The organism is Salmonella sp. SAL04214 (assembly GCF_046550615.1).
Lineage (GTDB): Bacteria > Pseudomonadota > Gammaproteobacteria > Enterobacterales > Enterobacteriaceae > Salmonella > Salmonella enterica.
In genome coordinates this window covers 117,258-138,513 of the sequence record NZ_JBGDXT010000005.1, presented here as the reverse complement: position 1 = coordinate 138,513, position 21,256 = coordinate 117,258, and the positions used below count along the sequence as shown (strand labels likewise).

The window sequence follows — 21,256 nt, the reverse complement described above, 5'->3', positions numbered from 1 at the left end:
TGGTAAAAGCGTTATTACCATGACTTGCCGCAATGCGTCGTATAACTCTCTCAGGCTGGTACACAAAGCCCTTCCGTGGCCGGTAGCGCAATGCGCATAACGTCTTGTGCGATCATTAACTCTTCGTTGGTGTTGATGACGGCGACTTTCACCAGGGCGTTCTCCGTCTGGATAAATGTCGCATTACGTTGATTTTTCTCTTCATCAACGGCTAAGCCCAAAAATTGCAAATTATGGCACACCGCCGATCTGGCGCGCGCTGAGTTCTCGCCAATGCCCCCAGTGAATACCAGCGCATCCAGTCCTCCCATTTGCATAATATAGCTGCCAATAGTGGCGCGAATGCGTTCGGCAAACAGAGTGAGAGCGAGTTTAGCCTGCCGGTTACCGGTATTGGCTGCCTGTTCGACATCGCGGTAATCAGACGACACGCCAGAAACGCCCAGCAAGCCTGACTCATTATTTAATAACTGATTCAACTGTTGCGGCGTTTTGCTTTCGCGCTGGGCTATCCACGGCAGAATAGAGGGATCAATATCTCCGCTACGGGTGCCCATCATCACGCCTGACTGCGGCGTAAAGCCCATCGACGTATTGACCGAACGCCCGTTCTTGATGGCGCAGATGCTGCTACCGTTTCCAAGATGACAACAAATCACCCGTAATGCGCTGAGTGGTACGCCCAGCTTTTCCGCCAGAACGCCGCTGACATACTTATGGCTGGTGCCATGAAAGCCATAACGGCGAATCCCCAGTTCAGCATAATAATGCCAGGGAAGCGGGTAAATATAGGCGGGTTCATCCAGCGTCTGGTGAAATGCCGTATCAAACACGGCTACGGAAGGGGCATCAGGCAACAGTTGACGAAAAACGTGAATACCCAACGCGTTTACCGGGTTGTGAAGCGGGGCCAGTTCAGCAAGACGTTCGATTTGCGCTAACGTTTCATCCGTGACCAGCGTCGAGTCTTTAAAAAACTCACCGCCGTGCGCCACACGATGGCCCACCCCATCAATGTCCCGCAAACTGTTAATGATTTGATAACCCAGCAGCTTTTCCAGAAGCAGCGTTACCGCATCGCGATGATCGGCAACGGGGACGGTTTCCTGCCATTTTTGGTTGTGCGTCTTAATTGTCACCTGCGCATCCGCCATACCGATACGCTCAATCAGCCCCTGGCAGAGCATGTCGCCCTGCGGCATCTCCAGCAGCTGGAATTTTAACGATGAGCTGCCGGCGTTAATGGCCATTATTTTGTAAGACATAAAGGTTCCTTCGAATTCAGAAAATCCAGCACGGCGTCGAGACCCGAGTTATTCAGCGCGCTGGTAATAAAAACCTGCTGTGCGCCAGCCTGCGTAAGCCATTCCGCAACCAGCGAAATACGCTGCGGCTCGGCCAGATCGGCCTTGGTGACCAGGCCAATCGTTGGTCGGTTCATCGGGGCGGTAAACCCCGGAGAAAAGGGCGACCACTGGGCATCGGCATTTAACACCAGGGCGATAACGTCGGCCTCGCAGGCGCTGGTCAGCAGGGCGCTATACAGGCAGCGGTTCTCCAGGTACTCGCCCGGCGTGTCGATGGCCATCGGCGACCATTCAATGGCCTGGGTTTTCTTATAATGGAGCGCTTCGCCGCGCAGGCTTTGGGTCAGCGAGGTTTTCCCGCACTGGCTGGGGCCGATAAACATCAAACGCTTCATGACGTTACGTCCGGGTGATCGAACAGGTGGTGAACTGCATCATTTCGCCCAGCGTGCGCGTTACCTGCTTAAGGGCATATTCCACGGCGGAAACGTCGCCAGTCAGCACCACCGCACCGGTAAAGCGATCGAGAAAACCAATTTCCACCGCGCCGGATTTAGTGGCGATATCGCAGGCGATAATCGACGCCTCGCTCGGCGTGATGGTAAGGATGCCAATGGCGGAGACCGCATCCTGCAGGCCCAGCTTCTTAAAGAGATCTTTGCCGGGATTGGCAATCAGGTGCGCGAGGGTGACCTGTTTCCCCGGCACGTATTCCTGAATCATGCGATCCGTTGTCGGCTGTCTTTCCATTATCCCTCCACCATCTGTCGCCACATGGCTTCATGCGGGCGCGGGATCACCGAACGGTAAACCAGCAACCCTTTCTCGCCCGCGCTTTCGCTGGCAACCGTCACGGCGTTATTGACGTCAGAAACGTCGCCCGCCACCACCATGTAGCATTTACCGCCGATGCCGAAGGCCATATGCACCCGCACCAGGGTGACGTTTGAGCCTTTCACCGCCCGGTCTGCGGCGCTAATGCAGGCCGCCACGCTCCAGGTTTCGACGATACCTACCGCCTGGCGCTTATCGACGCTGTTCAGGCCGCTGATGGCCGGAAGTACGCTGGGATGAATATTTGCCAGCACCAGGCTGTCGACGAGCATCTCGCCGGCCTGCGACGTACCGGTTTCAATGGCCTGCTGGATAGCGCCGATATCGCCGCCCAGCATCAGTAAAAACTTACCTGGGCAGATGGTCTTGCTGACCAGTAGATCGACGTTGGCGCTTTTCAGCATGGCATCACCAAGCTCCATGCCTTTGGCGATGCTGGTGAGTTCTAAAATTCCTATAGCCTGAGACATGGTTAACCTCTTACAACCGTGATGGCCTGTTCGCTGATGGCCGAAACAATGCCGTCGATGCTGGCGTGAATCGGCGCGCCTAATGCACCTGCCGGGACATCGGCAACGCATTGCCCGCGCGTCACGCGCTCGCCGACGGCAACAGTCGGTACTGCGCTGGCACCAATATGCTGGCGCAGCTGTAAAGTGACTTTTTCTACTGACGGCTCTTCTTCAACCAGCGGCGCTTCCTGGTACCAGGGGCTTAGTCCCAGTTTGGCGATCAGCCGCTTCACCGGCACCAGGCGATATTTCGCCATTTCGTCGGCCGGGTTCAGTGGCCCTTCGTAGCGCTGGTTTTGCGCCCGTAGCTCGCGTTTTAACATGCGGTTGATGCGCATCGGCGAGATCCCCACCGGGCAGGCCACGCTTTCGCAAACGTTGCATTCCGAACAGGTAAGGGCGCTCAGCAGCAACTGCGGCGTGGCAGCCTGGTGAAAGTTCACTGCCCGCACCAGCAGGTGCGGAGAGAGTTCGTGGCCGATCAGATGCCGTGGGCAGAGATCGGTACACAGTCGGCACTGTTCGCAGACGGTGCGCGCGACGGAAAGCACCGTGCGCTCGTCCTGCATTCTCCGCTGGATAAGCAGATGGCTTTTGGGGAGCACCAGCAGGCCGCCGGTAGTTTTCGTCACCGGGTTATCAAGAGAGGTAATCAGGCCACCCATCATCGGGCCGCCGTTAATAAAACCAGGGTCGTCGACCGTTGCGCCGCCCGCCAGCGCCAGCACTTCATGCAGTGACATGCCGATAGGCACGGTAACGGTCAACGGTCTGGCGACCGCGCCGTTCACGGTCAACGTGCGACGAGTGACCGGAAACTGCTGCTCGACCGCCCGGGCAATATTCAGCACCGTTTGCACGTTATTGACGACCACGCCGACGCTGGCCGGTAGCGCAGCCGGGGCGACCCGGCGGCCGGTTGCCATCCAGATAGTCAGCACCTCATCGCCCGCGGGATATACATCCGGCAGGATATGCAGGCGGATACCGTCTGGCAGCTGCGGGGTGAGGGCGTCGATGGCCCGGCGGTATTTTTCTTTCAGGGCTATCACCCCTTCGCGCGCGCCGGTTGCCGTCATCGCGTACTGCACGCCGCGAACAAGACGCGCGGCCTGCTGCCACATCAGTTGCTGGTCAACTTTGAGCATCGGTTCACACTCGGCGGCGTTCACCAGAAAAATCTCTACCTGCGCCTGTAGTTTGACGTGAGCGGGAAAACCTGCGCCGCCCGCACCCACAACGCCCGCTGCGCGAACGCGCTCGCGAATTTCATCGGCGCTATGGGACATTTCAACGACGTTGACGGCGGTACTCATAGCAGTTCCTCCAGCAGTTCCCGAATGGCTTCGGCATTGGCCGGGCGCGGGTTAGTGCGCAGCGTAACGTCAGCCAGCGCGGCCTGCACCATCGCCGGAATGCGTGCGGAAAAGTCGGATCTTCCTTCTTTAAGCGCAACGGCCAGTGAGGGAAGGGCGCAGTGTTGCTTAAGCAGTTCGATTTGCTGAATCAGCGCATTGATTGCCGCAACGTCATTGGCTTCTGCCGGGCAAAAACCGCAAGCTTTGGCCATCCGCGCGTAGCGTTTGGCGGCGCGCGGGTCACCCGCGTTAAAGCGGATCACCGTCGTGAGCAGCAGCGCATTGGCCAGCCCGTGCGGCAGATGAAACTGTCCGCCAAGCTGGTGGGCTATCGCGTGGTTAAGCCCCAGCCCCGCCTGGCTGAAGGCCATCCCGGCGAGCGTTGAAGCGTTGTGCATTTTCCCGCGCGTCGCCACGCAGTCGCCTTTTTCCACCGCCGTGGGCAGATACTGGAACACCAGTTTGGCGGCCTTTTCCGCCAGCGCGTCGGTAAAGTCGCTGGCGTGCGGTGAAACCCACGCTTCCAGGGCGTGGGTCAGAACGTCCATGCCGGTGTTGGCGGTAATCTGCGGCGGTACGCTGACCACCAGCTCCGGGTCGAGGATCGCCATATCCGGATACAGCGCATTGTTGAACAGCGGATACTTGATGCCTTTATCCGGGTCGCTAATTACGCAGGCGCTGGTGACTTCCGAACCGGTGCCGCTGGTGGTCGGGATCGCTACGCAGGTTTCGATGTTGATGCCGCTTTGCTGGCTAAACCAGACAATCGCTTTCGCCGCGTCCATTGCCGAGCCGCCGCCAAAACCAATCACCACCTGCGGCTGCAGGGCCTGCATTTGCGCAATGCCCTGCACCACGGTATGGATGGTGGGGTCCGGCGTTATCTCGCTAAAGACGCTGATGCGGTTATCTGCGGGCAGCGCGTTACGCAGGGTATCCAGCAGCGGAGAGCGCGCCAGAAAGCCATCGCAGATTATCCAGATGTGCTTATTGGTAAAGCGCTTGAGCACCGCCAGGCTGCCCTGACCGCTGTACAACCGCGTTTGTAGTGAGAAGGTATTCATCGCGACCTCGGTTAGCGAATAGAAAAGCCGTTGGTCAGTACGCAGCGCCGGGAGCGGGCAAAAGTACGCGCTGACGTGGTCCCTTCACCGGTTGGTGTGGCAATAGTAAAGGTGGTAAAGCCTTCGCCGCCGACGCCGATCCCGGCATAAGAGGGGCCGTTTTTGACGAATATCGAGGTTTGCAGGGTGCGGGCCGCGAGGTTCAGGCGCGACACGTTCTGCGAGTGCATAATGGCGGTGTGATGCAGCCCCTCTTCAACCTTCAGGGCCAGCGCCAGCGCGCTATCGAAATCGCTGACTTTTACCACCGGCAGCATCGGCATCAACTGTTCGCTGGTGACCCACGGATCGTCAGCGTTAACCAGCGCAATCAGCAGACGCGGTGCTTTTGCAGGGACAGCGATCCCGGCGGTTTCCAGCATGGCCGATGGGCTCTTGCCGACCAGTTTTTTATTCGCCTGGCCTTCAGGCAGGCAGACGGCGCGGAGTTTGTCGGTATCGGCAGGGCTTAGCAGCAGCGCGCCGAAGGTTTGCATTTGCTGCACCAGACGCTCGGCGACGCTCTCCACTACGATCAGGCTCTTCTCGGCAATGCAGGGCAGGTTGTAATCGAATGACGCGCCGTTGATGATATCTTCCGCCGCTTTCACCAGGTCCGCTGTTTCATCAACGATGCAGGGCGGGTTACCCGCGCCAGCGCCAATCACCTTCTTACCGCTCTTCATGCCCATTGCCACAATGCCCGGGCCGCCGGTAATGGCCAGTACCGCGATTCGCGGGTGGGCCATCATCTGCTGGGTCGCTTCGAAGGTGGGTTCAGCCACGGTCACCACCAGATTGCGGATGCCGCAGCAGCGGAAGGCAATCTCTTCAATCAGGCTAATCAGCTTCAGAGAGACCTTTTTCGCTCCCGGATGCGGGCTAAAGTAGACGCTGTTGCCCGCCGCCAACATGCTGATGCTGTTGTTGATGATGGTTTCCGTCGGGTTGGTGCTCGGCGCGACCGAACCGATAACGCCAAACGGCGAGTATTCAAACAGCACCATGCCGCCGTCACCGGTCAGCGCGGTGGTGGTGAGATCTTCTACGCCCGGCGTGTTGTCCAGCGCAGCCTTGTTTTTGAGGAGTTTATCTTCTTTGTTGCCCATCCCTGTTTCATTGGCACTCTCTTCCGCCAGGGTCGCCAGCAGCGGCGTCAGCTCCTGACGCATCGCGCTGATAATGGCGCTGCGGGTTTTTAGCGGGCACTGCTGATAACGTAAGAACGCCTGGTGCGCGGCATCGATGGCCTCGCTCACGGACTGGAAAATCCCTTTGCCCTGAGGCTGGGCCGGAGTTTGCGCCGGCGTGGTTAATTGCTCGCTAAGAATGGTGCGAATCAGGGTTTCGAGTTCAGAAGTATTCATTGATGAGTTCCCACGTTAATAGCCGCAATGGCGGTCTGTGCTATGTCCATGTCCTGCTCAACGCTGCCGCCGCTGATGCCAAGACCCCCAATTAATATGCCGTCGCGCCACAGGGCGTAACCGCCGCCAAAGGTGACCACTTTTCCCTGTAAATGACTTTCCAGGCCATAAAGCGCCGCGCCTGGCTGAACAACATCGCTCAGCTCGTGGGTCGCCGTTTTCATGGCAACAGCGGTCCAGGCCTTTTTCGGCGCCAGCTCGCTGCTGACCAGCAGGGCGTCCGGCATCCGCCAGGTCACAGTTTCCGTGCCGTGCGCGTCAACGATGCTGACGACTACCGGAACCTGCAGTTGCTGCGCGCGTTCAACGGCGGCGCGGGTGAGCTGGTGCAGATCGTGGAATGAGAGGGCCACGGGCGTTGTCTCCTTGCTGCGGGTCGGCTGGCTGGCAGCCAGATAGCGCTTGCTAACTTCACGGATGATGTTGGCCTGGTGCGCATCGCTATCTTCCGCGCGGGCCAGGGCGTACAGGCAGTCCGATAAGCGGTTGATGTAGCGCATCAGCACCTGGCGTACGTTGACTTCAGTTGCCAGTTCAACCAGACGGCGTTCGGCGCGGCGCGCCAGCGTGCGGGCAAAATGTAAGCGGCTCGCGGCTTCGCAGCGTCCGGGTAAAATAAAGCTGTGCAGCGGTTCGACGCGGGCCATTGCCCGATCGATAGCGGCTTCCAGAGCCGAAATCTCTTCGCTGCTGATGTAGCGCTGTTTGGGCGACGGCTGCTCGCTGTCGCTGGCCAGCTCTGCGCTAAACCAAAAAAGTTGCTGCTGGATGGCCTCGAGTAAGGTGCGGTGATTTTCATCCGCAGCGGCGCAGGCGCACAGGCTCAGCGCGGCGTTCAGCTCATCCAGCGTGCCGTAGGCTTCAACCCGCGGGTGGGTTTTGCTCACCCGCTGGCCGGTAAACAGTGATGTGGTGCCAGCGTCACCTGTTCGGGTATAAATCGCCATAACCGCCCCTTAACGCGAAAGCGTATCTACAATGCCGACAACGGCGAGGTCGATGGCCTCATTTGGCCCGGAAAAAACGTGCCTGGCGCTGGAGCCGCCGCTGAGCAAAACCAGTTCGCCGACGCCCGCGCCGACGGAGTCCACGGCCACTTCATCGCCGGAGGTAGGCGAGGCGGGGAGTTCGCCATCGGCGCTGACCCGACGCACCAGCAGCAGCTTTTTCCCAATCAAAGAAGGTGATTTTTGCGTGGAGACAACCGCGCCCGTGACTCGTGCCAGATGCATGATTTACTCCTGCTTAATTAATTGAATATTCCGCGCATTGGCCGCGTCACGCGCCATGGCGGTCACGATGCATTTGCGGTGGACAACCACACGCCCCCGGCTTAGCAGCGCGACATCGCGATAGCTCAGCACCGAACCCGCATGCAGAACCAGCGGCAGTCCGTGCTCGTCGGTGAATACCAGCGGCAGACGAGCCAGTTTTTTTACCGGGATAACCGGCAGCAGCTGGCTGTGCAGGCTGAGCTGTACGCGGATGCCAAACGCCAGCGCGTCGTGAATTTTCCGGGCGGCGGCATCGTCGGTTTCCGCATCCGCAAGCTGACCCAGCAGCGGCAGGTCGACGAGCAGGATGCGCAGCGACGCGTGCTGACAGAACAGCGCTGGGCAGTCGGCATCGCGAAGTTGCGTAACGCTCAGCGTCGCCGTGCTCTGGGCACGGCGCTGCAGTCGAGAGACAATTTCCTCGACAATGCGCTGCAGAGTTTCGCCGTTCATCGCGGGCCTACCAGCCGGGCAAAGGCCTGCGGGTTATCGGCACCAGCGGCGTTGGCTTCATCGGTATCAATGTGCATTTCGAGGCGCATGTCCGGTGAAACGCGAATCGCCACGTTGTTGAAAATCAGCCCGCGCTCGTCGCCTTCAATTGCTACCGAAACCCTATCGCCGTGGGAGACCTTCAGGATCAGCGCATCAAGCGGCGACATATGAATATGCCGCTGCGCGACGATAACCCCGGAAGGTAGCTCCAGTTCGCCAAAGGGGCTGACCAGGCGGATGCCCGGTGTGCCCTTCAGGTTGCCGGACATTCTCAGCGGCGCGGCAATCCCCAGCGCTCTCGCATCGGTACGCGAAATTTCCACCTGGCTTACCGAGCGCAGCGGACCGAGCAGGCGCACATTTTTGAGCTGTCCTTTCGGTCCCACCAGGGTGACGGTTTGCTCCGCGGCGTATTGTCCCGGCTGCAGCAGCGCTTTTTTTTCGCTGATGGGATGGCCAGGAAATAGCTGCTCATAATCCTGCGCGGACAGGTGGATATGACGGTTTGAGACGCCCAGCGGAATAGGCCGCTGGCGCATCTCGTCGAGAACTTTACTGACCGTTGATTGCAGAAGCTCTTTATCCATTACGCTTCACCTCGCTTGCCGGAATGGATGCAAAGCGTACGAGGTTCGCCCTTCTGGCGCGGACATTTTGGATCCAGACACAGATTGCAGCTGACCAGTTCTGATTCCTGCGGGGCCTCTTCGGCTGGCGCTGCAGAAACGACATCAGCTATCTCTGACGCTTCAGGCTCAGGTTCAATGACGGAGGGGGGAGGCGTTTCTGCGAGCAGAATCCCTTCTCCGGGCCTGGCGATAACCTTGTGGGCCACCAGGCCATTCCGCTGTTCGGCGAAATGCGCACCGGTGGTGATAGCCGCCTGAACGGAGGCCACATCACCGGTAATTTTAATCACCGTCCAGCCTGAACCATTGGTCTTTTCGAGGGCGAGCAGCGTGATAGAAGCGGATTTCGCCATGATATCGGCGCAGCTGATAGCCAGTGCCAGACCACAAACTTCAAGTAATCCCAGTGATTGCTTCACGCGGTGCTCCTTATTCGCCATCGATTAGGCTGATTTCGGTAAAATGGCCTCAACATCGCTGTGCGGACGCGGGATAACGTGGCAGGATTTCACTTCACCCACGACGCTTGCCGCCGCGCTGCCTGCATCTACGGCTGCTTTAACCGCGCCGACGTCGCCGCGAACCATGACGGTAACCAGGCCAGAACCAATTTTTTCGTAGCCCACCAGCTGTACGTTGGCGGATTTCACCATCGCGTCGGCAGCTTCAATGGCGCCTACTAACCCTTTTGTTTCAACCAGTCCCAGTGCGTTATTCATACTGCAGTTCTCCTGTTGCTTAGCTATTCAGATCCCGGAAAGGGATCCCTTTGACCAGCCGTGCCGCGTTATTACCGGTATTGCGATGGGCCTGACTGTCCTGATGATGCATCAGCGTAAAAAGCGGCGCCGATGCGGGTAAATTCTTGTAATGTACGACCAGCGTATGGCGATCGCAGGCGATGCCGACCAGCAGCGGCGAGCTGCGCGCCGCCTGCCAGGCGCTGTCAACGACATCTCCAGCCGGGTGACGCTGAAGCAGGAAAGGGATGCCTTCCTCTTCGATACCCAGCAGCACTTCGTGCCAGAGGCTGGTGCAGTCGTTGATAACGGTAATGACGATAGCCGGGGCGCTGTGATTACTGTCCATATGCAAATTCCTTGTGCCAGGAGAGAATCAGGCCGGTGGCCACCGCGTTTCTTGGGCCTTCGCTGCCGCGAATATTTCCCCGCCCTGCGACCAGGCGGTAGTGCGCCAGCGCATCGGTGACCAGCTGCGGAACTTCGAAATCCAGCGACGAGCCGCCGACCAGCACCACGAACGGAATATCGCGAATGTTGCCGGTTGGACTGACCTGACGCAGCGCGCGCAGGGCGTTGGTGACAAAGACGCGCTCTTTGGCGCTGCGGCGAATGGCGCGCACTTTTTCCAGTGCTAAGTCGCCGGGAAGCGGCACCAGTTCGTCCGGTTTCACCACGCAGACGCGGGCGAACACGGCGGGAGGCAGCGGCGTCGGGAAGAACTGCACGCTGCCGTCCTCGTGGCGCAAATGGAACAGGCTTTCGACCTTCGCCAGCGGGTATTTTTTGATCTCTTCCGCCAGATAGCGGTCTTCCAGCCCCAGCTCGCGGGCAATAATCATCGTCACCATGTCGCCTGCCCCGGCGAGATGGGTGGCGATGATTTCGCCTTTAGGGTTGATGATGGAGGCATCGGTGGAGCCCGCGCCGAGGTCGAGGATCGCCAGCGGTCGGGTGGTACCCGGCGTGGTCAGCGCGCCCAGAATGGCGGCTTCAGCCTCAGCGCCGCCGATCTGCACGTCGATATTAAGCTTCTGCTCAATTTCACGGGCAATCATCGCCATTTGCAGACGGTCTGATTTCACCATCGAGGCGATGCCGACGGCCTGCTCCAGCGAGAACTCCCCGGCCAGACCGCCGGTGACGCTCACCGGAACCGAGGTGTCAACGGCCAGAAGATCCTGAATGAAAATCTCGCTGCTGGGCTTATTGGTTAGCTCGGCCATGGTCTGGCGTACGTGCTCCAGCATGCCGCCGATATTGGTCCCGGCCTCGCCGGTGACGTTGTCGAGCTTGCCGCAGCCGTCCACCGCTTTCATGATAGCTTCGGCACCGGCGGCAACATCCACGCGCACGGTACGACCCTGAGCCTGCAGCTCCAGGTTACCGGCGGGTATTGCGCGCGCTTTGACGTCGCCGGATGGCGTTTTAACCACCACGGCGGAACGGTTGCCAATCAGCGCGCGCGCCATCGGGACGATGTTTTTCGTCTCATCGGCGTTGAGATTAAATACGGTGGCGATGCCGTAAGGGTTGGAGAGGGTTTCGATAACCTTTCCCGGCACGGCGACTTCAATCGCCGCCAGCATCCCCAGCGGAATGCGGTCGATGTACAGAACTTCATCGACAATCGGTAGCGATTTTTCCAGCCGGTTGCTGACCAGTACGCCATCGTCGCGCTGCAAAATGACGCCGGTAATCTGGTATCCGGCGCGCATTGAGGCGTTGATAACATTGGCGATATCAGCAAAATCAAAGGCTGACGATACCACCAGAATATAGGACGAGTCCGCCGGGCGGGTTAACAGCTCCTCCGGCGTAATCGTGATACCCACACCAAGGCCTGCTCCGCCCGGCGTTTTTGGGTTATGGCCGATCATTGTCGATTCGGTGATGATGGTTTCGGTAATGGTTTCCATCGCCACATCGCCAATCACCGGCGTGGCTTCGTTAATGCGGATGAGCGAAATATCGCTGACATTGATCCCCGCGCGCTTTGCGACGAGGGCGAGCGCTTCCTGAATGCCGAACACGTTACGCAACGTGCCTTTGATCCCGGTCGTTTCCGCCAGCGCGCTGTGGGTGATTGTCAGCGCGCCAGCCTCATTCAGAGTCGCCAGGGCGACTTCCGTCGATGAGTTGCCGATGTCAATGCCAGCTATATATCGCATTGTCTACCCCTAAAGTTAATCGTCGCCTTTGAGTTTTTTACGCTCGACATACAGCGTTGCCGCTTCGCGAACGAAAGCTGCGCAGATCTTCGCCTGATAGCGGTTTTCGAGATCGTCGGCGATAGCCATCAGCTCTTCTTTCGTCGAGCGATAGGGGCGAAGGGCGTTGTAGATTTCAAGAATGCGATCGTCCGGTACCGCGGTCAGTTCGGCGGCGCGTTCGAAGTTCATCGCCAGCCGGTCGCGGCCCGCATCTTTGGCGATAGACGCCTGTAAGCGCAGGGTTTCCGGGGTAATACGCATATCCTGAGCGGTGACTTTATTGCTCAGCACGTTTTCCAGCGTAAAGTCGTCCAGCGTTTTATTGGTGGCGGTTTTCACCCATTCCGGGTGTTTGTTCGCCAGCGGGTAGTCGCTGACCTTTGCGCTGCGGGACGTGCCGCCTGCCGCAGGAGCCGCTGCTGGCGCATCGCCCTGCAGGCTGTTCATGCGGCTCAATACGTCCCGGACCATCGATTCAATTGCGTCGGTATTCATGGAGTTATCCTTTATCAAAGCGCCACGCGCAGTTCCTGCGGGTTTTTGCCCGTCACGACGTACTTGGTCTCTTTAATGTGCAAAATGGCCGACTTTGCCTGGTACTTCGGGCGTGCCATCTGGTCATTGAGCGTAGGGACCGGCTGCGGTGATTCGCGTTTCGCATAACGGGCGGCGTTTTTACCAATCTGACGGTAGGTTTCCAGCGTCAGCAGCGGTGCCTGCGGGAACAGCTCCAGGTTGGAGAGCGGCGGTAGCCCCTGCTGGTGGATAACCGTAGTACCTTTCGACTGGATGCCAATGGAGATGCCGGAGCCGCTCAGGCGGTTACCTTCCACGGCGACGAACGCCACGTCGGAAGATTTAAAGCAGCGAATCACGCGCGCCCTGATACCTTCTTCTTCAATACCGGCAATGACTTCGCGCAAAATGCTCTTATGCGGTAAGCCGACGATATTAACAGTCTGCGCCAGGCCAAATGCCGGGCCGACGGCGATAATGACTTCATCCTGCTGAGTGCCCTGGCGCGCTTCGCCCACTTCGGTCAGAAAGCCGTCGCCCGCAGGCGCAGCGGTCTGTGGTGCTGTGGATGCCGCAGGCGCATTAAACGAGACGGGTTTATCGCTGCCCTTCATATCGCGGAGCACGTCTTCAATTATCTGGCGCAGCAATTTTTCATTAATTTCCATTTCTCACCCCTTAATCAATCTCGTTGGGATCAAGAGCGCCAGGGATGTTTTTAATCTCTTCCCAGCGTTCTCCCTGCAGGCGATAACCTGTTGCCGGACCGGCATAGTCATTGACGTCATTAACCGCAGAGAGCACTTGTCCGTCGCCGACGATAATGGCGGAGGTGTGCAAATAGTCGCCGGTTAGCTTGGCTTTCTGGATGTTGAGCATGTCCTGGGCCACGTCGGTAAACCCGCCCTGCGCCAGCGCTTTAACGACTTCCAGACCGTTGCGGTTTTTATTGATGATTTCCTGGGCGAACTTGATGTCTTCGACGATGTTACGCTCCGGCATATCTTTCGAACCGTGGGCATAGGTCGCGGCTTCAACTTCTTCATCGGTAATCGGCGGTAGTCCCATTCCGGCAAACACGGCCTGCAGCGCGCGGGCGGCTTTGTTACGGATGGCGATAACGTCCTCTTCGCGAACCGGGCGCAAACCGCCGTCCACTTTTAGGTCACGCTGGATAACGTTGTAGTCGTCAAAGTCTTCCGCATCTTCGTTGGAACCGGCGAACATGTTGTCGTAGTTCGGCACCGCGGAATAACCAGAGGAGATAAAGTCGGTACCCGGCAGGAACTGCATCAGCAGGCGCGCGGTACGACGCATATCGGAGTGGGTGAAGGTCTGGTCGTTACTGGAGGCGCATTCCAGATCCAGCGACGAGCAGATCAGGTTTTCCGCCAGCACGGCACGAATGCCTGACGGCACGGCAGACGGTACGCCGATACAGCTTACGGAGCCGTTTTGCAGCCCCTGAACGCCCGCGGCTTTGGTGATATAGATGCAGCGCGCTTCCAGATACAGCATGGATTTGCCTTCGGCGTAGCCCATCTGCACTTCGGAGCCGGAGCCGGAGGTGAAGCGCATTTTCAGGCCGCGAGAGGCGTAGGAAGAGGCTAAGAAGCCTTTCGACCATGGCGTATCGTCACCGTCGGTGAAGACCGGCTCGGTGCCGTAAACGGAGATGGTTTCGGCGTAGCAGGTGTGGCCCAGCATGCCGAGCTTAAGCTCGGTGGCTTCTTCCAGGGAGCACTGCGTCAGTACGCCCGGACGACCAACCTGAGAACCGACCAACAGCGCGATGGCGTTGAACGGCGCGTAGCGTGCTACCGCAACCGTGGTTTCTTGTTCGTCAAACCCGCGCCATGCGCCTTCGGCGGCGTCGGCGGCGATTTGCACCGGGTTGTCTTTAACGTTGGTGACGTGCGCCTGCTGAGACGGCGTGCGGCGAGCGCGCATTTTCTGCATCGACATCATCATTTCGACGACGTTCATATGCGAAACCACTTCAACAATTTTCGCCGGGGTCATGGCGGTGGTCAGCGGAACGATTTCGCTGCGCTTGACGTTAGGATCGCACAGCATATTGGCAAGCTTGACCGAATCCATCGCCATCACTTCTTCGGCGCGGTTCAGGTTGATGCCGTAGCGGGCGATAAAGTGGTCGATCAGGTCGAATTCGCTAACCGGTTTTCCGTCCAGCTCGGTTACCGCGCCGTTAACGATTTTAATCGACGGTTTTGGATCGTTCGGGCTTTCCATCGCGATAAAGCCTTCTTCGATCCACTCCTTAACGAAGCCGTCCTGATTCACAGGGCGTTTCGCCAGTGCTTCAAATCTTTTCGATCTCATGAATCAGCCTCGTGGGTATCAGATGTAGGACGGGCGATCGTTTTTCGGTTCAGAACCGAGGGTCGCAAGGACGGTTTTGCCGATTTCGCGGGCGGAGGTCACCGCCTGACGGACCGCGCCGGAGTCGCCGGAAATCACCAGAATGGCTTCGTTACTAAAGCTGGTGCCGTGCGCCGGAGAGCTGTACGCCACGACTTCAACGTTGGCTGACTTCAGGGCGGTATCGGCCATCAGTACGCCGACGGAAGCCGGAGCGCCGACGATGACGCCGCAGGCACGGCCAATCGGCGCGCCGAACGCTTTTTCCAGCGCATAGCTGGCGCGAGCGGTGTACTGCAGCTCGATATGTCCGGCTTCGTTGCCGTAAACATCACCGAAGGTGCGGTCCAGCTCTTTCAGCGCGACTTCGATACCGCGCTTGACGTCGGACACGTCGTTACCGCCTAAAATAATCAGCGAACCGTGGCCTGCTCCGCCTTTGGTATCGCGCGGCAGCTCAATGCTGACCACTTCGGTGTTGGTGGCTTTCACCGCTTCGTCCGCCGCCATAATGTGCGGGCCTGCGCCGGTGCGGGCGCCGAGAATGCCGATGGAGCGATAGCGCTTCTCAAGCTTCATCGCGTCCAGCAGGGCGGTATCGACGTTGGCGATAACCAGGCCCAGGGTATCGCCAATGGCGGTCCCGACAAATTCCGTTAAACTGCAGCTTTTTTCTGCCATAGCCGTCTCTCGTATAGGTTGGGGTTGACCAGGGATGGCCTGTTGTTCCGGCGTTGCCACACGGGCAATCACCTGCGCCATGATCTGTTCCACCAGCTCATTGCTGCTCATTGGCTAATTCCCTTCGGTAAGATTTTTTCTACATCGGTGTGAGGGCGTGGGATGACGTGTACGGCTTTCACTTCACCCACGTTGCGTGCGGCTGCGGCACCTGCATCGGTGGCCGCTTTGACCGCGCCAACATCGCCGCGCACGATGACGGTTACCAGCCCGGAGCCAATCTTTTCATAGCCCACTAACATCACATTGGCTGACTTAACCATTGCATCAGCGGCCTCTATGGCTGCGGTTAAGCCTTTGGTTTCTACCATTCCTAGTGCTTCTTGTTGCATAAAGACCTCGCATGGAGTGTTCCGATAGTTGGGACTATAAGAAGATGCGAGGAAAAAGAATGGCTGACTTGCTGTTGAGCATCAGAAAATAATGGGAAAGCAATATGACTAAATTGTCTTTTGCTTTTGTAACTTATTGATAAATTACATTTAATTTATTATTGTCTATATGATTATTTTGTTTTTATTATTTCATTTTTACATTTTTGTTAGTGACGAGAGTATTTTTATTTGATATGGCGAAAGACGCAAAATGTGATGCTTATTCGAAATTGATAAGTTGGCTTGTGCAATATTTTATTATTTCCACAGGCGTATTTTATAGCTCAAATTTCCCGTGTGATGGGCTGATAAAAATATCGGAAAAGCAAAATTTTGCTATCGCAACACGATTTTTCCGGGAGGCAGGCCCGCAGGTTGCCAACAATTTACAGGCGGCACTTTTTATAGTGAGGTTAGCTGTACTCTACCGCCAGCCGAAACTTGCGCTGGCCAGGACACGAACTTTGCTCAGAAGGTGTCACATGAATGATTCTCTAAAGGCGCAATGTGGTGCGGAATTTTTAGGCACCGGACTCTTTTTGTTTTTTGGTATCGGCTGTTTGAGCGCGCTCAAAGTCGCAGGCGCCAGCCTCGGATTATGGGAGATTTGCATTATTTGGGGGCTTGGAATTTCACTGGCCGTTTACCTTACTGCCGGAATCTCCGGCGGACATCTTAACCCTGCGGTGACGATTGCGCTGTGGCTGTTTGCCTGCTTCCCCAAACAGAAAGTATTGCCTTATATTATTGCCCAGTTTGCCGGCGCTTTTGGCGGCGCTCTGCTGGCGTATGTGCTTTATAGTAGCCTTTTTACTGAATTTGAGACTGCGCATCATATGGTGCGCGGTAGCGTCGAAAGTTTGCAATTAGCCAGCATTTTCAGTACCTATCCGGCCGCAGCGCTAAATGTATGGCAGGCTGCGTTGGTGGAAGTGGTCATTACGTCGATTCTGATGGGCATGATCATGGCATTGACGGATGATGGCAATGGCATTCCTAAAGGGCCGCTTGCGCCTTTGCTTATTGGGATACTGGTTGCCGTTATCGGCGCGTCTACTGGACCCCTTACCGGTTTTGCAATGAACCCGGCGCGTGATTTCGGTCCCAAACTGTTCACATGGTTAGCGGGGTGGGGGAACATGGCGATGAGCGGTGGGCGAGAGATCCCTTATTTTATCGTGCCGATTGTCGCGCCTGTTATCGGCGCCTGTGCCGGAGCAGCCATATATCGCTATTTTATTGGTAAGAATTTACCTTGTAACCGCTGTGAACTGTAAGGAAATGCGAACCAGATTCACAGCAATGATGTATCGTAAAAACAGGTGAGATAATTTCGTGATCTGCTTTCACGAACTGATCAAAACGTCTCCCAGCAATGGGAGACTTTTGATATTGTCATTGTACTTTTTATCAGGGCCAGGATAATGGTAATAAAAAGTGAATGTAAATAATGTGTTTTGTTTATAACAATAAATTAACTGAGGGGTTTTATCATGATTTCTGCGAGCGCTCTGAACTCAGAACTCATTAATAAAATCGCACAGGATTTTGCACAAGCCACCGGTCTGGCGGTTGTGGTTGTCAATATTCATGGTGATGAAATATCTGAGCTATTCAATTTCACGCCGTTTTGTCAGTTGATGCGGCAGCATCCCCAGCATAGTACACGTTGTCGTATGAGCGATCGCTGCGGGGGACTGGAGGCATCGAAGTCCGATCAACCCTGTATTTATCGTTGTCATGCCGGTCTAACGGATTTTTCTATTCCGCTGGTAATCGCAGGGCATTTAGTTGGCTTTGTTTTATGCGGGCAGGTTCGTTTAAGTAATGACGTGGAGCTGGTAAACATTCTTAATGTTGACGATCGCTGGCAGGCTGACCCTGAGCTCTTGAATGAATTTCGGAATGTGCCAGAGATGGACTATTCACGCGTTATCGCTTCCGCCGATCTTCTTAAACTGATTGTTGAGAATTGCCTGAAAAAACAGCTCAATTTCGTGGTTATCAAAGACAATCCGCAGCAATCGGAGGCAAATAAAACCACTCGTGGTCCCACTCCGCATGACAGTAAAATGAAAAAAGCGCTTCGCTATATTGATGCGCATTTGTCCGACGATCTTCGTCTTGAGGATGTCGCCTCACATGTCTATCTCAGCCCCTATTACTTCAGTAAGCTATTCAAGAAATATCAGGGAATCGGATTTAATGCGTGGGTAAACCGCCAGAGAATGGTTAGCGCCAGAGAATTGCTTTGCCATAGTGACTGGAGTATTGCCAGTATTGCGCGTAATTTAGGCTTTTCGCAAACCAGCTATTTTTGCAAAGTCTTCCGCCAGACCTATCAGGTTACGCCGCAGGCTTATCGCCAGCAGATAAATGAGAATTCTCATCCTCCATCGTTATGAATAGCAATATTTTGCTATTGCCGATTTTTGATAGTCTTTTGTATCTTAATCATTTCAGAAAGAAAATTTATCTGGTGTAACAATAAATTGTCATAGCGCAACAAAATAATAAAATTTAGGGCATAAACTGCACCAGTTTTTATTTTTGTGATGAAGTACAGTGTCAGGAAAGATAAGTTTTATTACGCTTTGTCGATACGTTTTATCGTCAATATACCGGTAAGGATGAGTAGATTAACGTCAGATGAGCAACCGCTCAGGCTATTGCTCACAGAAATTTAAAACGTAGCACATTATTAATTGTCGTTATGGGTGTGCCGTACAGCCATAACGTAAACCAACAGGTTTGCCACATTTGTGGTAGGGAAGGGGGTGAAAATCCCCCGCAGCCCCCGCTGCTGTGATGCTGACGACCCCGTAAAGACCACTGATCGCAAGATTGGGAAGGACGGGCGAGGAGGACGCTAAGCCAGAAGACCTGCCTGTCGGTGATAACCAACAACTTCGGTGGGAAGTGGGTTGCGAAGACGCGTACAGTCGAAAGACTGAACATGCGCGTACCTGTATACCCCTACCACCCTGAACAGGATCAGGGTAATGGCGGCAAAGCATCACGCATTTATTCTTGCAGGCACAGGAAGCGGTTGCGGCAAAACCACGGTGACGCTTGGTTTGTTAAGGCTGCTGCAAAAACGCGCGCTGCGCGTACAGCCGTTTAAAGTTGGGCCAGATTACCTTGATACCGGCTGGCATACCGCTATCTGTGGCGTGGCGTCCCGTAATCTTGACAGTTTCATGCTTCCTCCTCCTGTTCTCAACGCCTTATTTTGCGAACAAATGCGGCAGGCGGATATCGCTGTCATTGAAGGGGTCATGGGGTTGTATGACGGCTATGGCGTCGATCCCAATTACTGCAGCACAGCTGCGATGGCCAAACAGCTTGGTTGCCCGGTCATCCTACTGGTGGACGGCAAGGCTGTTTCAACGTCGCTTGCGGCTACCGTTATGGGATTTCAGCACTTCGACCCGACCCTCAACCTCGCGGGCGTGATTGTGAATCGCGTCACTAGCGACGCCCACTATCAGCTCCTCAAAAATGCCATTGAACATTATTGCTCACTGCCGGTACTGGGGTATGTCCCTCCTTGCGACGGCGTCGCATTACCTGAACGCCACCTGGGGTTGATTATCGCCAGAGAATCCCTCGTCAATCAGCAATCATGGCATGATTTTGCCGCCACGCTGGAGCAAACAGTGGATGTGGATGCGCTACTCTCGCTGAGCGTGTTATCAGCGCTTCCGGCGGGAATGTGGCCTGAACGCCCCGATAACACAGCGGGGGCAGGGCTGACGCTTGCTCTGGCGGATGATGAGGCCTTTAACTTTTATTATCCCGATAACATCGATTTGCTGGAGCGTGCCGGCGTTAACATTGTGCGTTTTAGCCCACTGCATGACCGCGCATTGCCTGATTGTCAGATGATCTGGCTGGGCGGTGGATATCCTGAATTATACGCCGCGGATCTGGCGGCAAATACGGTGATGTTAAAACATTTGCGGGCAGCGCATCAGCGCGGCGTGGCGATTTACGCGGAGTGTGGTGGTCTGATGTATCTGGGGAGCACTCTGGAGGATAGTGGTGGGGAAATTCATCAGATGGCGAATATTATCCCCGGTCACAGCAAAATGGGTAAGCGACTTACCCGCTTTGGCTACTGTGAGGCGCAGGCTATGCAGCCAACGCTATTGGCGGCGCCTGGCGAGATAGTGCGCGGCCATGAATTTCACTACTCAGATTTTATCCCCGAAACACCCGCCGTTATGGCCTGTCGTAAGGTTCGCGATGGCCGCGTGTTACAGGAATGGACTGGCGGCTGGCAGACAGGCAACACGTTTGCCAGCTATCTGCACGTCCATTTCGCCCAGCGTCCGGAAATGTTGCAGCACTGGCTGGCGGCGGCGAGGCGCGTATTATGACGATTCTTGCCTGGTGTATCGCCTGGGTGCTGGATTTTATCATCGGCGACCCTCAACACTGGCCCCATCCGGTACGCTGGATAGGTCGTTTAATCACGTTTGTGCAGCGTATTGTGCGTCGCTATTGTCCCGGCGATAAAGCGCTGCGGATTGGCGGCGGCGTAATGTGGGTTGTGGTTGTCGGGGCGACCTGGGGCGTGGCATGGGGCGTACTGGCGCTGGCGCAGCGGATTCACCCCTGGTTTGGCTGGAGCGTCGAAGTCTGGATGATCTTTACCACGCTGGCCGGACGCTCTCTGGCCCACGCCGCGCAGGAGGTTGAACGACCGTTACGGAAGAACGACCTTGCGGAAAGCCGAATAAAACTCTCCTGGATCGTCGGGCGCGATACGTCGCAACTTCAGCCAGCGCAGATCAATCGCGCCGTGGTGGAAACGGTTGCAGAAAACACCGTTGACGGCATTATCGCGCCGCTCTTTTTCCTCTTTCTCGGCGGCGCGCCGCTGGCGATGGCCTACAAAGCCGTCAATACCCTGGATTCAATGGTGGGCTACAAACATGAAAAATACCGGGCGATTGGTATGGTCAGCGCCCGTATGGACGACGTAGCGAACTATCTTCCTGCCCGACTGAGCTGGCTGTTGCTGGGCATTGCGGCAGGACTGTGTCGCCTGAGTGGTTGGCGGGCGCTGCGTATTGGCTGGCGTGACCGTTATAACCACAGTAGCCCAAATTGCGCCTGGTCGGAAGCGTGCGTGGCCGGCGCCTTAGGAATCCAGCTCGGTGGCCCAAATAACTACTTTGGCGAGCGTGTGGACAAGCCCTGGATAGGCGACGCGCAGCGCGATATTTCCGTGGACGATATTTCCCGAACGATTCGATTGATGTGGGTCGCTTCAACCCTGGCGCTGGCGCTGTTTATTGCGGCGCGGTGCGGGTTATCTGGCGTGGCCTGAGGACGACAGT

General features: G+C 56.4%; 24 protein-coding genes and 1 riboswitch. Of the genes, 4 read left to right on the top strand and 20 right to left on the bottom strand.

Features of this window, described 5'->3' with window-relative positions:
• Window positions 1-50: 50 nt before the first annotated feature.
• From pduW to pduA, 20 genes are read right to left on the bottom strand one after another with little or no spacing between them, the layout of a single operon-like run.
• Window positions 51-1,265 carry a propanediol utilization propionate kinase PduW gene (pduW, locus tag ACLJQD_RS10870; RefSeq protein ID WP_017441806.1) on the bottom strand — a complete coding sequence of 405 codons (1,215 nt, stop codon included), beginning with the start codon at window positions 1,263-1,265 and terminating at the stop codon, window positions 51-53.
• Window positions 1,250-1,702 (bottom strand): propanediol utilization protein PduV, encoded by a 453-nt coding sequence (pduV, locus tag ACLJQD_RS10865; RefSeq protein ID WP_017441807.1) that lies wholly within the window; start codon window positions 1,700-1,702, stop codon window positions 1,250-1,252. The genes pduW and pduV overlap by 16 nt, the downstream gene beginning before the upstream one ends.
• A gap of 4 nt (window positions 1,703-1,706) precedes the next feature.
• Entirely contained in the window at window positions 1,707-2,057 is a 351-nt protein-coding gene (pduU, locus tag ACLJQD_RS10860; protein ID WP_000441103.1) for a propanediol utilization microcompartment protein PduU, read from the bottom strand.
• Window positions 2,057-2,611: a propanediol utilization microcompartment protein PduT gene (gene pduT, locus ACLJQD_RS10855; RefSeq protein WP_000075772.1), complete on the bottom strand. Its 555-nt coding sequence runs from the start codon at window positions 2,609-2,611 to the stop codon at window positions 2,057-2,059. Before pduT ends, pduU begins: the two co-directional genes overlap by 1 nt.
• A 2-nt stretch (window positions 2,612-2,613) precedes the next feature.
• Window positions 2,614-3,969, bottom strand: a complete 1,356-nt coding sequence (gene pduS / locus ACLJQD_RS10850; protein WP_017441808.1) for a cobalamin reductase PduS — start codon at window positions 3,967-3,969, stop codon at window positions 2,614-2,616.
• On the bottom strand, window positions 3,966-5,078 hold the full coding sequence (pduQ, locus tag ACLJQD_RS10845; RefSeq protein WP_017441809.1) for a 1-propanol dehydrogenase PduQ: 1,113 nt from the start codon (window positions 5,076-5,078) through the stop codon (window positions 3,966-3,968). Before pduQ ends, pduS begins: the two co-directional genes overlap by 4 nt.
• A gap of 11 nt (window positions 5,079-5,089) precedes the next feature.
• On the bottom strand, window positions 5,090-6,484 hold the full coding sequence (gene pduP / locus ACLJQD_RS10840) for a CoA-acylating propionaldehyde dehydrogenase PduP (RefSeq protein ID WP_017441810.1): 1,395 nt from the start codon (window positions 6,482-6,484) through the stop codon (window positions 5,090-5,092).
• Window positions 6,481-7,491 carry a two-domain cob(I)yrinic acid a,c-diamide adenosyltransferase PduO gene (pduO, locus tag ACLJQD_RS10835; protein ID WP_001029486.1) on the bottom strand — a complete coding sequence of 337 codons (1,011 nt, stop codon included), beginning with the start codon at window positions 7,489-7,491 and terminating at the stop codon, window positions 6,481-6,483. Before pduO ends, pduP begins: the two co-directional genes overlap by 4 nt.
• A 9-nt stretch (window positions 7,492-7,500) precedes the next feature.
• Window positions 7,501-7,776 carry a propanediol utilization microcompartment protein PduN gene (gene pduN, locus ACLJQD_RS10830; RefSeq protein WP_000549825.1) on the bottom strand — a complete coding sequence of 92 codons (276 nt, stop codon included), beginning with the start codon at window positions 7,774-7,776 and terminating at the stop codon, window positions 7,501-7,503.
• A gap of 3 nt (window positions 7,777-7,779) precedes the next feature.
• The gene (gene pduM, locus ACLJQD_RS10825) at window positions 7,780-8,271 is read right to left on the bottom strand and encodes a propanediol utilization microcompartment protein PduM (protein WP_001012966.1); all 492 of its coding nucleotides are present in this window, start codon (window positions 8,269-8,271) and stop codon (window positions 7,780-7,782) included.
• The gene (locus ACLJQD_RS10820) at window positions 8,268-8,900 is read right to left on the bottom strand and encodes a phosphate propanoyltransferase (protein ID WP_017441811.1); all 633 of its coding nucleotides are present in this window, start codon (window positions 8,898-8,900) and stop codon (window positions 8,268-8,270) included. Before ACLJQD_RS10820 ends, pduM begins: the two co-directional genes overlap by 4 nt.
• A complete protein-coding gene (gene pduK / locus ACLJQD_RS10815; protein ID WP_077907243.1) occupies window positions 8,900-9,382 on the bottom strand; it encodes a propanediol utilization microcompartment protein PduK in 483 nt (160 codons plus the stop codon). The genes ACLJQD_RS10820 and pduK overlap by 1 nt, the downstream gene beginning before the upstream one ends.
• Window positions 9,383-9,385: 3 nt before the next feature.
• The gene (gene pduJ, locus ACLJQD_RS10810; protein ID WP_001057755.1) at window positions 9,386-9,661 is read right to left on the bottom strand and encodes a propanediol utilization microcompartment protein PduJ; all 276 of its coding nucleotides are present in this window, start codon (window positions 9,659-9,661) and stop codon (window positions 9,386-9,388) included.
• Window positions 9,662-9,680: 19 nt separating this feature from the next.
• Window positions 9,681-10,031, bottom strand: coding sequence for a propanediol dehydratase reactivase beta subunit PduH (gene pduH, locus ACLJQD_RS10805; RefSeq protein WP_017441813.1), 351 nt, complete (start codon window positions 10,029-10,031; stop codon window positions 9,681-9,683).
• Window positions 10,021-11,853, bottom strand: a complete 1,833-nt coding sequence (gene pduG, locus ACLJQD_RS10800) for a propanediol dehydratase reactivase alpha subunit PduG (RefSeq protein WP_017441814.1) — start codon at window positions 11,851-11,853, stop codon at window positions 10,021-10,023. Before pduG ends, pduH begins: the two co-directional genes overlap by 11 nt.
• A gap of 15 nt (window positions 11,854-11,868) precedes the next feature.
• The gene (pduE, locus tag ACLJQD_RS10795) at window positions 11,869-12,390 is read right to left on the bottom strand and encodes a propanediol dehydratase small subunit PduE (RefSeq protein ID WP_001090600.1); all 522 of its coding nucleotides are present in this window, start codon (window positions 12,388-12,390) and stop codon (window positions 11,869-11,871) included.
• A 14-nt stretch (window positions 12,391-12,404) separates the two neighbouring features.
• Window positions 12,405-13,079, bottom strand: a complete 675-nt coding sequence (gene pduD / locus ACLJQD_RS10790; RefSeq protein ID WP_000405049.1) for a propanediol dehydratase medium subunit PduD — start codon at window positions 13,077-13,079, stop codon at window positions 12,405-12,407.
• Window positions 13,080-13,089: 10 nt separating this feature from the next.
• A complete protein-coding gene (gene pduC / locus ACLJQD_RS10785; RefSeq protein ID WP_001256899.1) occupies window positions 13,090-14,754 on the bottom strand; it encodes a propanediol dehydratase large subunit PduC in 1,665 nt (554 codons plus the stop codon).
• Between the two features lie 18 nt (window positions 14,755-14,772).
• Window positions 14,773-15,585 carry a propanediol utilization microcompartment protein PduB gene (gene pduB / locus ACLJQD_RS10780; RefSeq protein WP_000097500.1) on the bottom strand — a complete coding sequence of 271 codons (813 nt, stop codon included), beginning with the start codon at window positions 15,583-15,585 and terminating at the stop codon, window positions 14,773-14,775.
• Entirely contained in the window at window positions 15,582-15,866 is a 285-nt protein-coding gene (gene pduA, locus ACLJQD_RS10775) for a propanediol utilization microcompartment protein PduA (protein ID WP_001183618.1), read from the bottom strand. The genes pduB and pduA overlap by 4 nt, the downstream gene beginning before the upstream one ends.
• A 524-nt stretch (window positions 15,867-16,390) precedes the next feature.
• Here pduA and pduF point away from each other — a divergent pair.
• The 4 genes from pduF (at window position 16,391) to cbiB (ending at window position 21,246) form a co-directional block, all read left to right on the top strand.
• Window positions 16,391-17,185, top strand: coding sequence for a propanediol diffusion facilitator PduF (pduF, locus tag ACLJQD_RS10770; protein ID WP_001000023.1), 795 nt, complete (start codon window positions 16,391-16,393; stop codon window positions 17,183-17,185).
• Window positions 17,186-17,401: 216 nt separating this feature from the next.
• Window positions 17,402-18,313, top strand: coding sequence for a transcriptional regulator PocR (gene pocR / locus ACLJQD_RS10765; protein WP_000622326.1), 912 nt, complete (start codon window positions 17,402-17,404; stop codon window positions 18,311-18,313).
• 325 nt (window positions 18,314-18,638) lie between these two features.
• A riboswitch (cobalamin riboswitch) is annotated at window positions 18,639-18,814 on the top strand.
• A gap of 96 nt (window positions 18,815-18,910) precedes the next feature.
• Complete coding sequence (locus ACLJQD_RS10760) at window positions 18,911-20,290, top strand: cobyrinate a,c-diamide synthase (RefSeq protein ID WP_017441815.1); 1,380 nt, start codon at window positions 18,911-18,913, stop codon at window positions 20,288-20,290.
• Window positions 20,287-21,246, top strand: a complete 960-nt coding sequence (cbiB, locus tag ACLJQD_RS10755; RefSeq protein WP_000153647.1) for an adenosylcobinamide-phosphate synthase CbiB — start codon at window positions 20,287-20,289, stop codon at window positions 21,244-21,246. Before ACLJQD_RS10760 ends, cbiB begins: the two co-directional genes overlap by 4 nt.
• Window positions 21,247-21,256: the final 10 nt, after the last annotated feature.

Excerpts from the sequence above, each read along its gene's own strand:
- pocR (WP_000622326.1), top strand. The coding sequence starts at position 17,402 with ATGATTTCTGCGAGCGCTCTGAACTCAGAACTCATTAATAAAATCGCA.
- cbiB (WP_000153647.1), top strand. The coding sequence starts at position 20,287 with ATGACGATTCTTGCCTGGTGTATCGCCTGGGTGCTGGATTTTATCATC.
- pduT (WP_000075772.1), bottom strand. The coding sequence starts at position 2,611 with ATGTCTCAGGCTATAGGAATTTTAGAACTCACCAGCATCGCCAAAGGC.
- pduD (WP_000405049.1), bottom strand. The coding sequence starts at position 13,079 with ATGGAAATTAATGAAAAATTGCTGCGCCAGATAATTGAAGACGTGCTC.
- pduF (WP_001000023.1), top strand. The coding sequence starts at position 16,391 with ATGAATGATTCTCTAAAGGCGCAATGTGGTGCGGAATTTTTAGGCACC.
- pduO (WP_001029486.1), bottom strand. The coding sequence starts at position 7,491 with ATGGCGATTTATACCCGAACAGGTGACGCTGGCACCACATCACTGTTT.
- pduP (WP_017441810.1), bottom strand. The coding sequence starts at position 6,484 with ATGAATACTTCTGAACTCGAAACCCTGATTCGCACCATTCTTAGCGAG.
- pduV (WP_017441807.1), bottom strand. The coding sequence starts at position 1,702 with ATGAAGCGTTTGATGTTTATCGGCCCCAGCCAGTGCGGGAAAACCTCG.
- pduG (WP_017441814.1), bottom strand. The coding sequence starts at position 11,853 with ATGCGATATATAGCTGGCATTGACATCGGCAACTCATCGACGGAAGTC.
- pduQ (WP_017441809.1), bottom strand. The coding sequence starts at position 5,078 with ATGAATACCTTCTCACTACAAACGCGGTTGTACAGCGGTCAGGGCAGC.
- pduU (WP_000441103.1), bottom strand. The coding sequence starts at position 2,057 with ATGGAAAGACAGCCGACAACGGATCGCATGATTCAGGAATACGTGCCG.
- pduC (WP_001256899.1), bottom strand. The coding sequence starts at position 14,754 with ATGAGATCGAAAAGATTTGAAGCACTGGCGAAACGCCCTGTGAATCAG.
- pduM (WP_001012966.1), bottom strand. The coding sequence starts at position 8,271 with ATGAACGGCGAAACTCTGCAGCGCATTGTCGAGGAAATTGTCTCTCGA.
- ACLJQD_RS10820 (WP_017441811.1), bottom strand. The coding sequence starts at position 8,900 with ATGGATAAAGAGCTTCTGCAATCAACGGTCAGTAAAGTTCTCGACGAG.
- pduK (WP_077907243.1), bottom strand. The coding sequence starts at position 9,382 with ATGGCGAATAAGGAGCACCGCGTGAAGCAATCACTGGGATTACTTGAA.
- pduJ (WP_001057755.1), bottom strand. The coding sequence starts at position 9,661 with ATGAATAACGCACTGGGACTGGTTGAAACAAAAGGGTTAGTAGGCGCC.
- pduB (WP_000097500.1), bottom strand. The coding sequence starts at position 15,585 with ATGAGCAGCAATGAGCTGGTGGAACAGATCATGGCGCAGGTGATTGCC.
- pduE (WP_001090600.1), bottom strand. The coding sequence starts at position 12,390 with ATGAATACCGACGCAATTGAATCGATGGTCCGGGACGTATTGAGCCGC.
- pduH (WP_017441813.1), bottom strand. The coding sequence starts at position 10,031 with ATGGACAGTAATCACAGCGCCCCGGCTATCGTCATTACCGTTATCAAC.
- ACLJQD_RS10760 (WP_017441815.1), top strand. The coding sequence starts at position 18,911 with ATGGCGGCAAAGCATCACGCATTTATTCTTGCAGGCACAGGAAGCGGT.
- pduN (WP_000549825.1), bottom strand. The coding sequence starts at position 7,776 with ATGCATCTGGCACGAGTCACGGGCGCGGTTGTCTCCACGCAAAAATCA.
- pduW (WP_017441806.1), bottom strand. The coding sequence starts at position 1,265 with ATGTCTTACAAAATAATGGCCATTAACGCCGGCAGCTCATCGTTAAAA.
- pduA (WP_001183618.1), bottom strand. The coding sequence starts at position 15,866 with ATGCAACAAGAAGCACTAGGAATGGTAGAAACCAAAGGCTTAACCGCA.
- pduS (WP_017441808.1), bottom strand. The coding sequence starts at position 3,969 with ATGAGTACCGCCGTCAACGTCGTTGAAATGTCCCATAGCGCCGATGAA.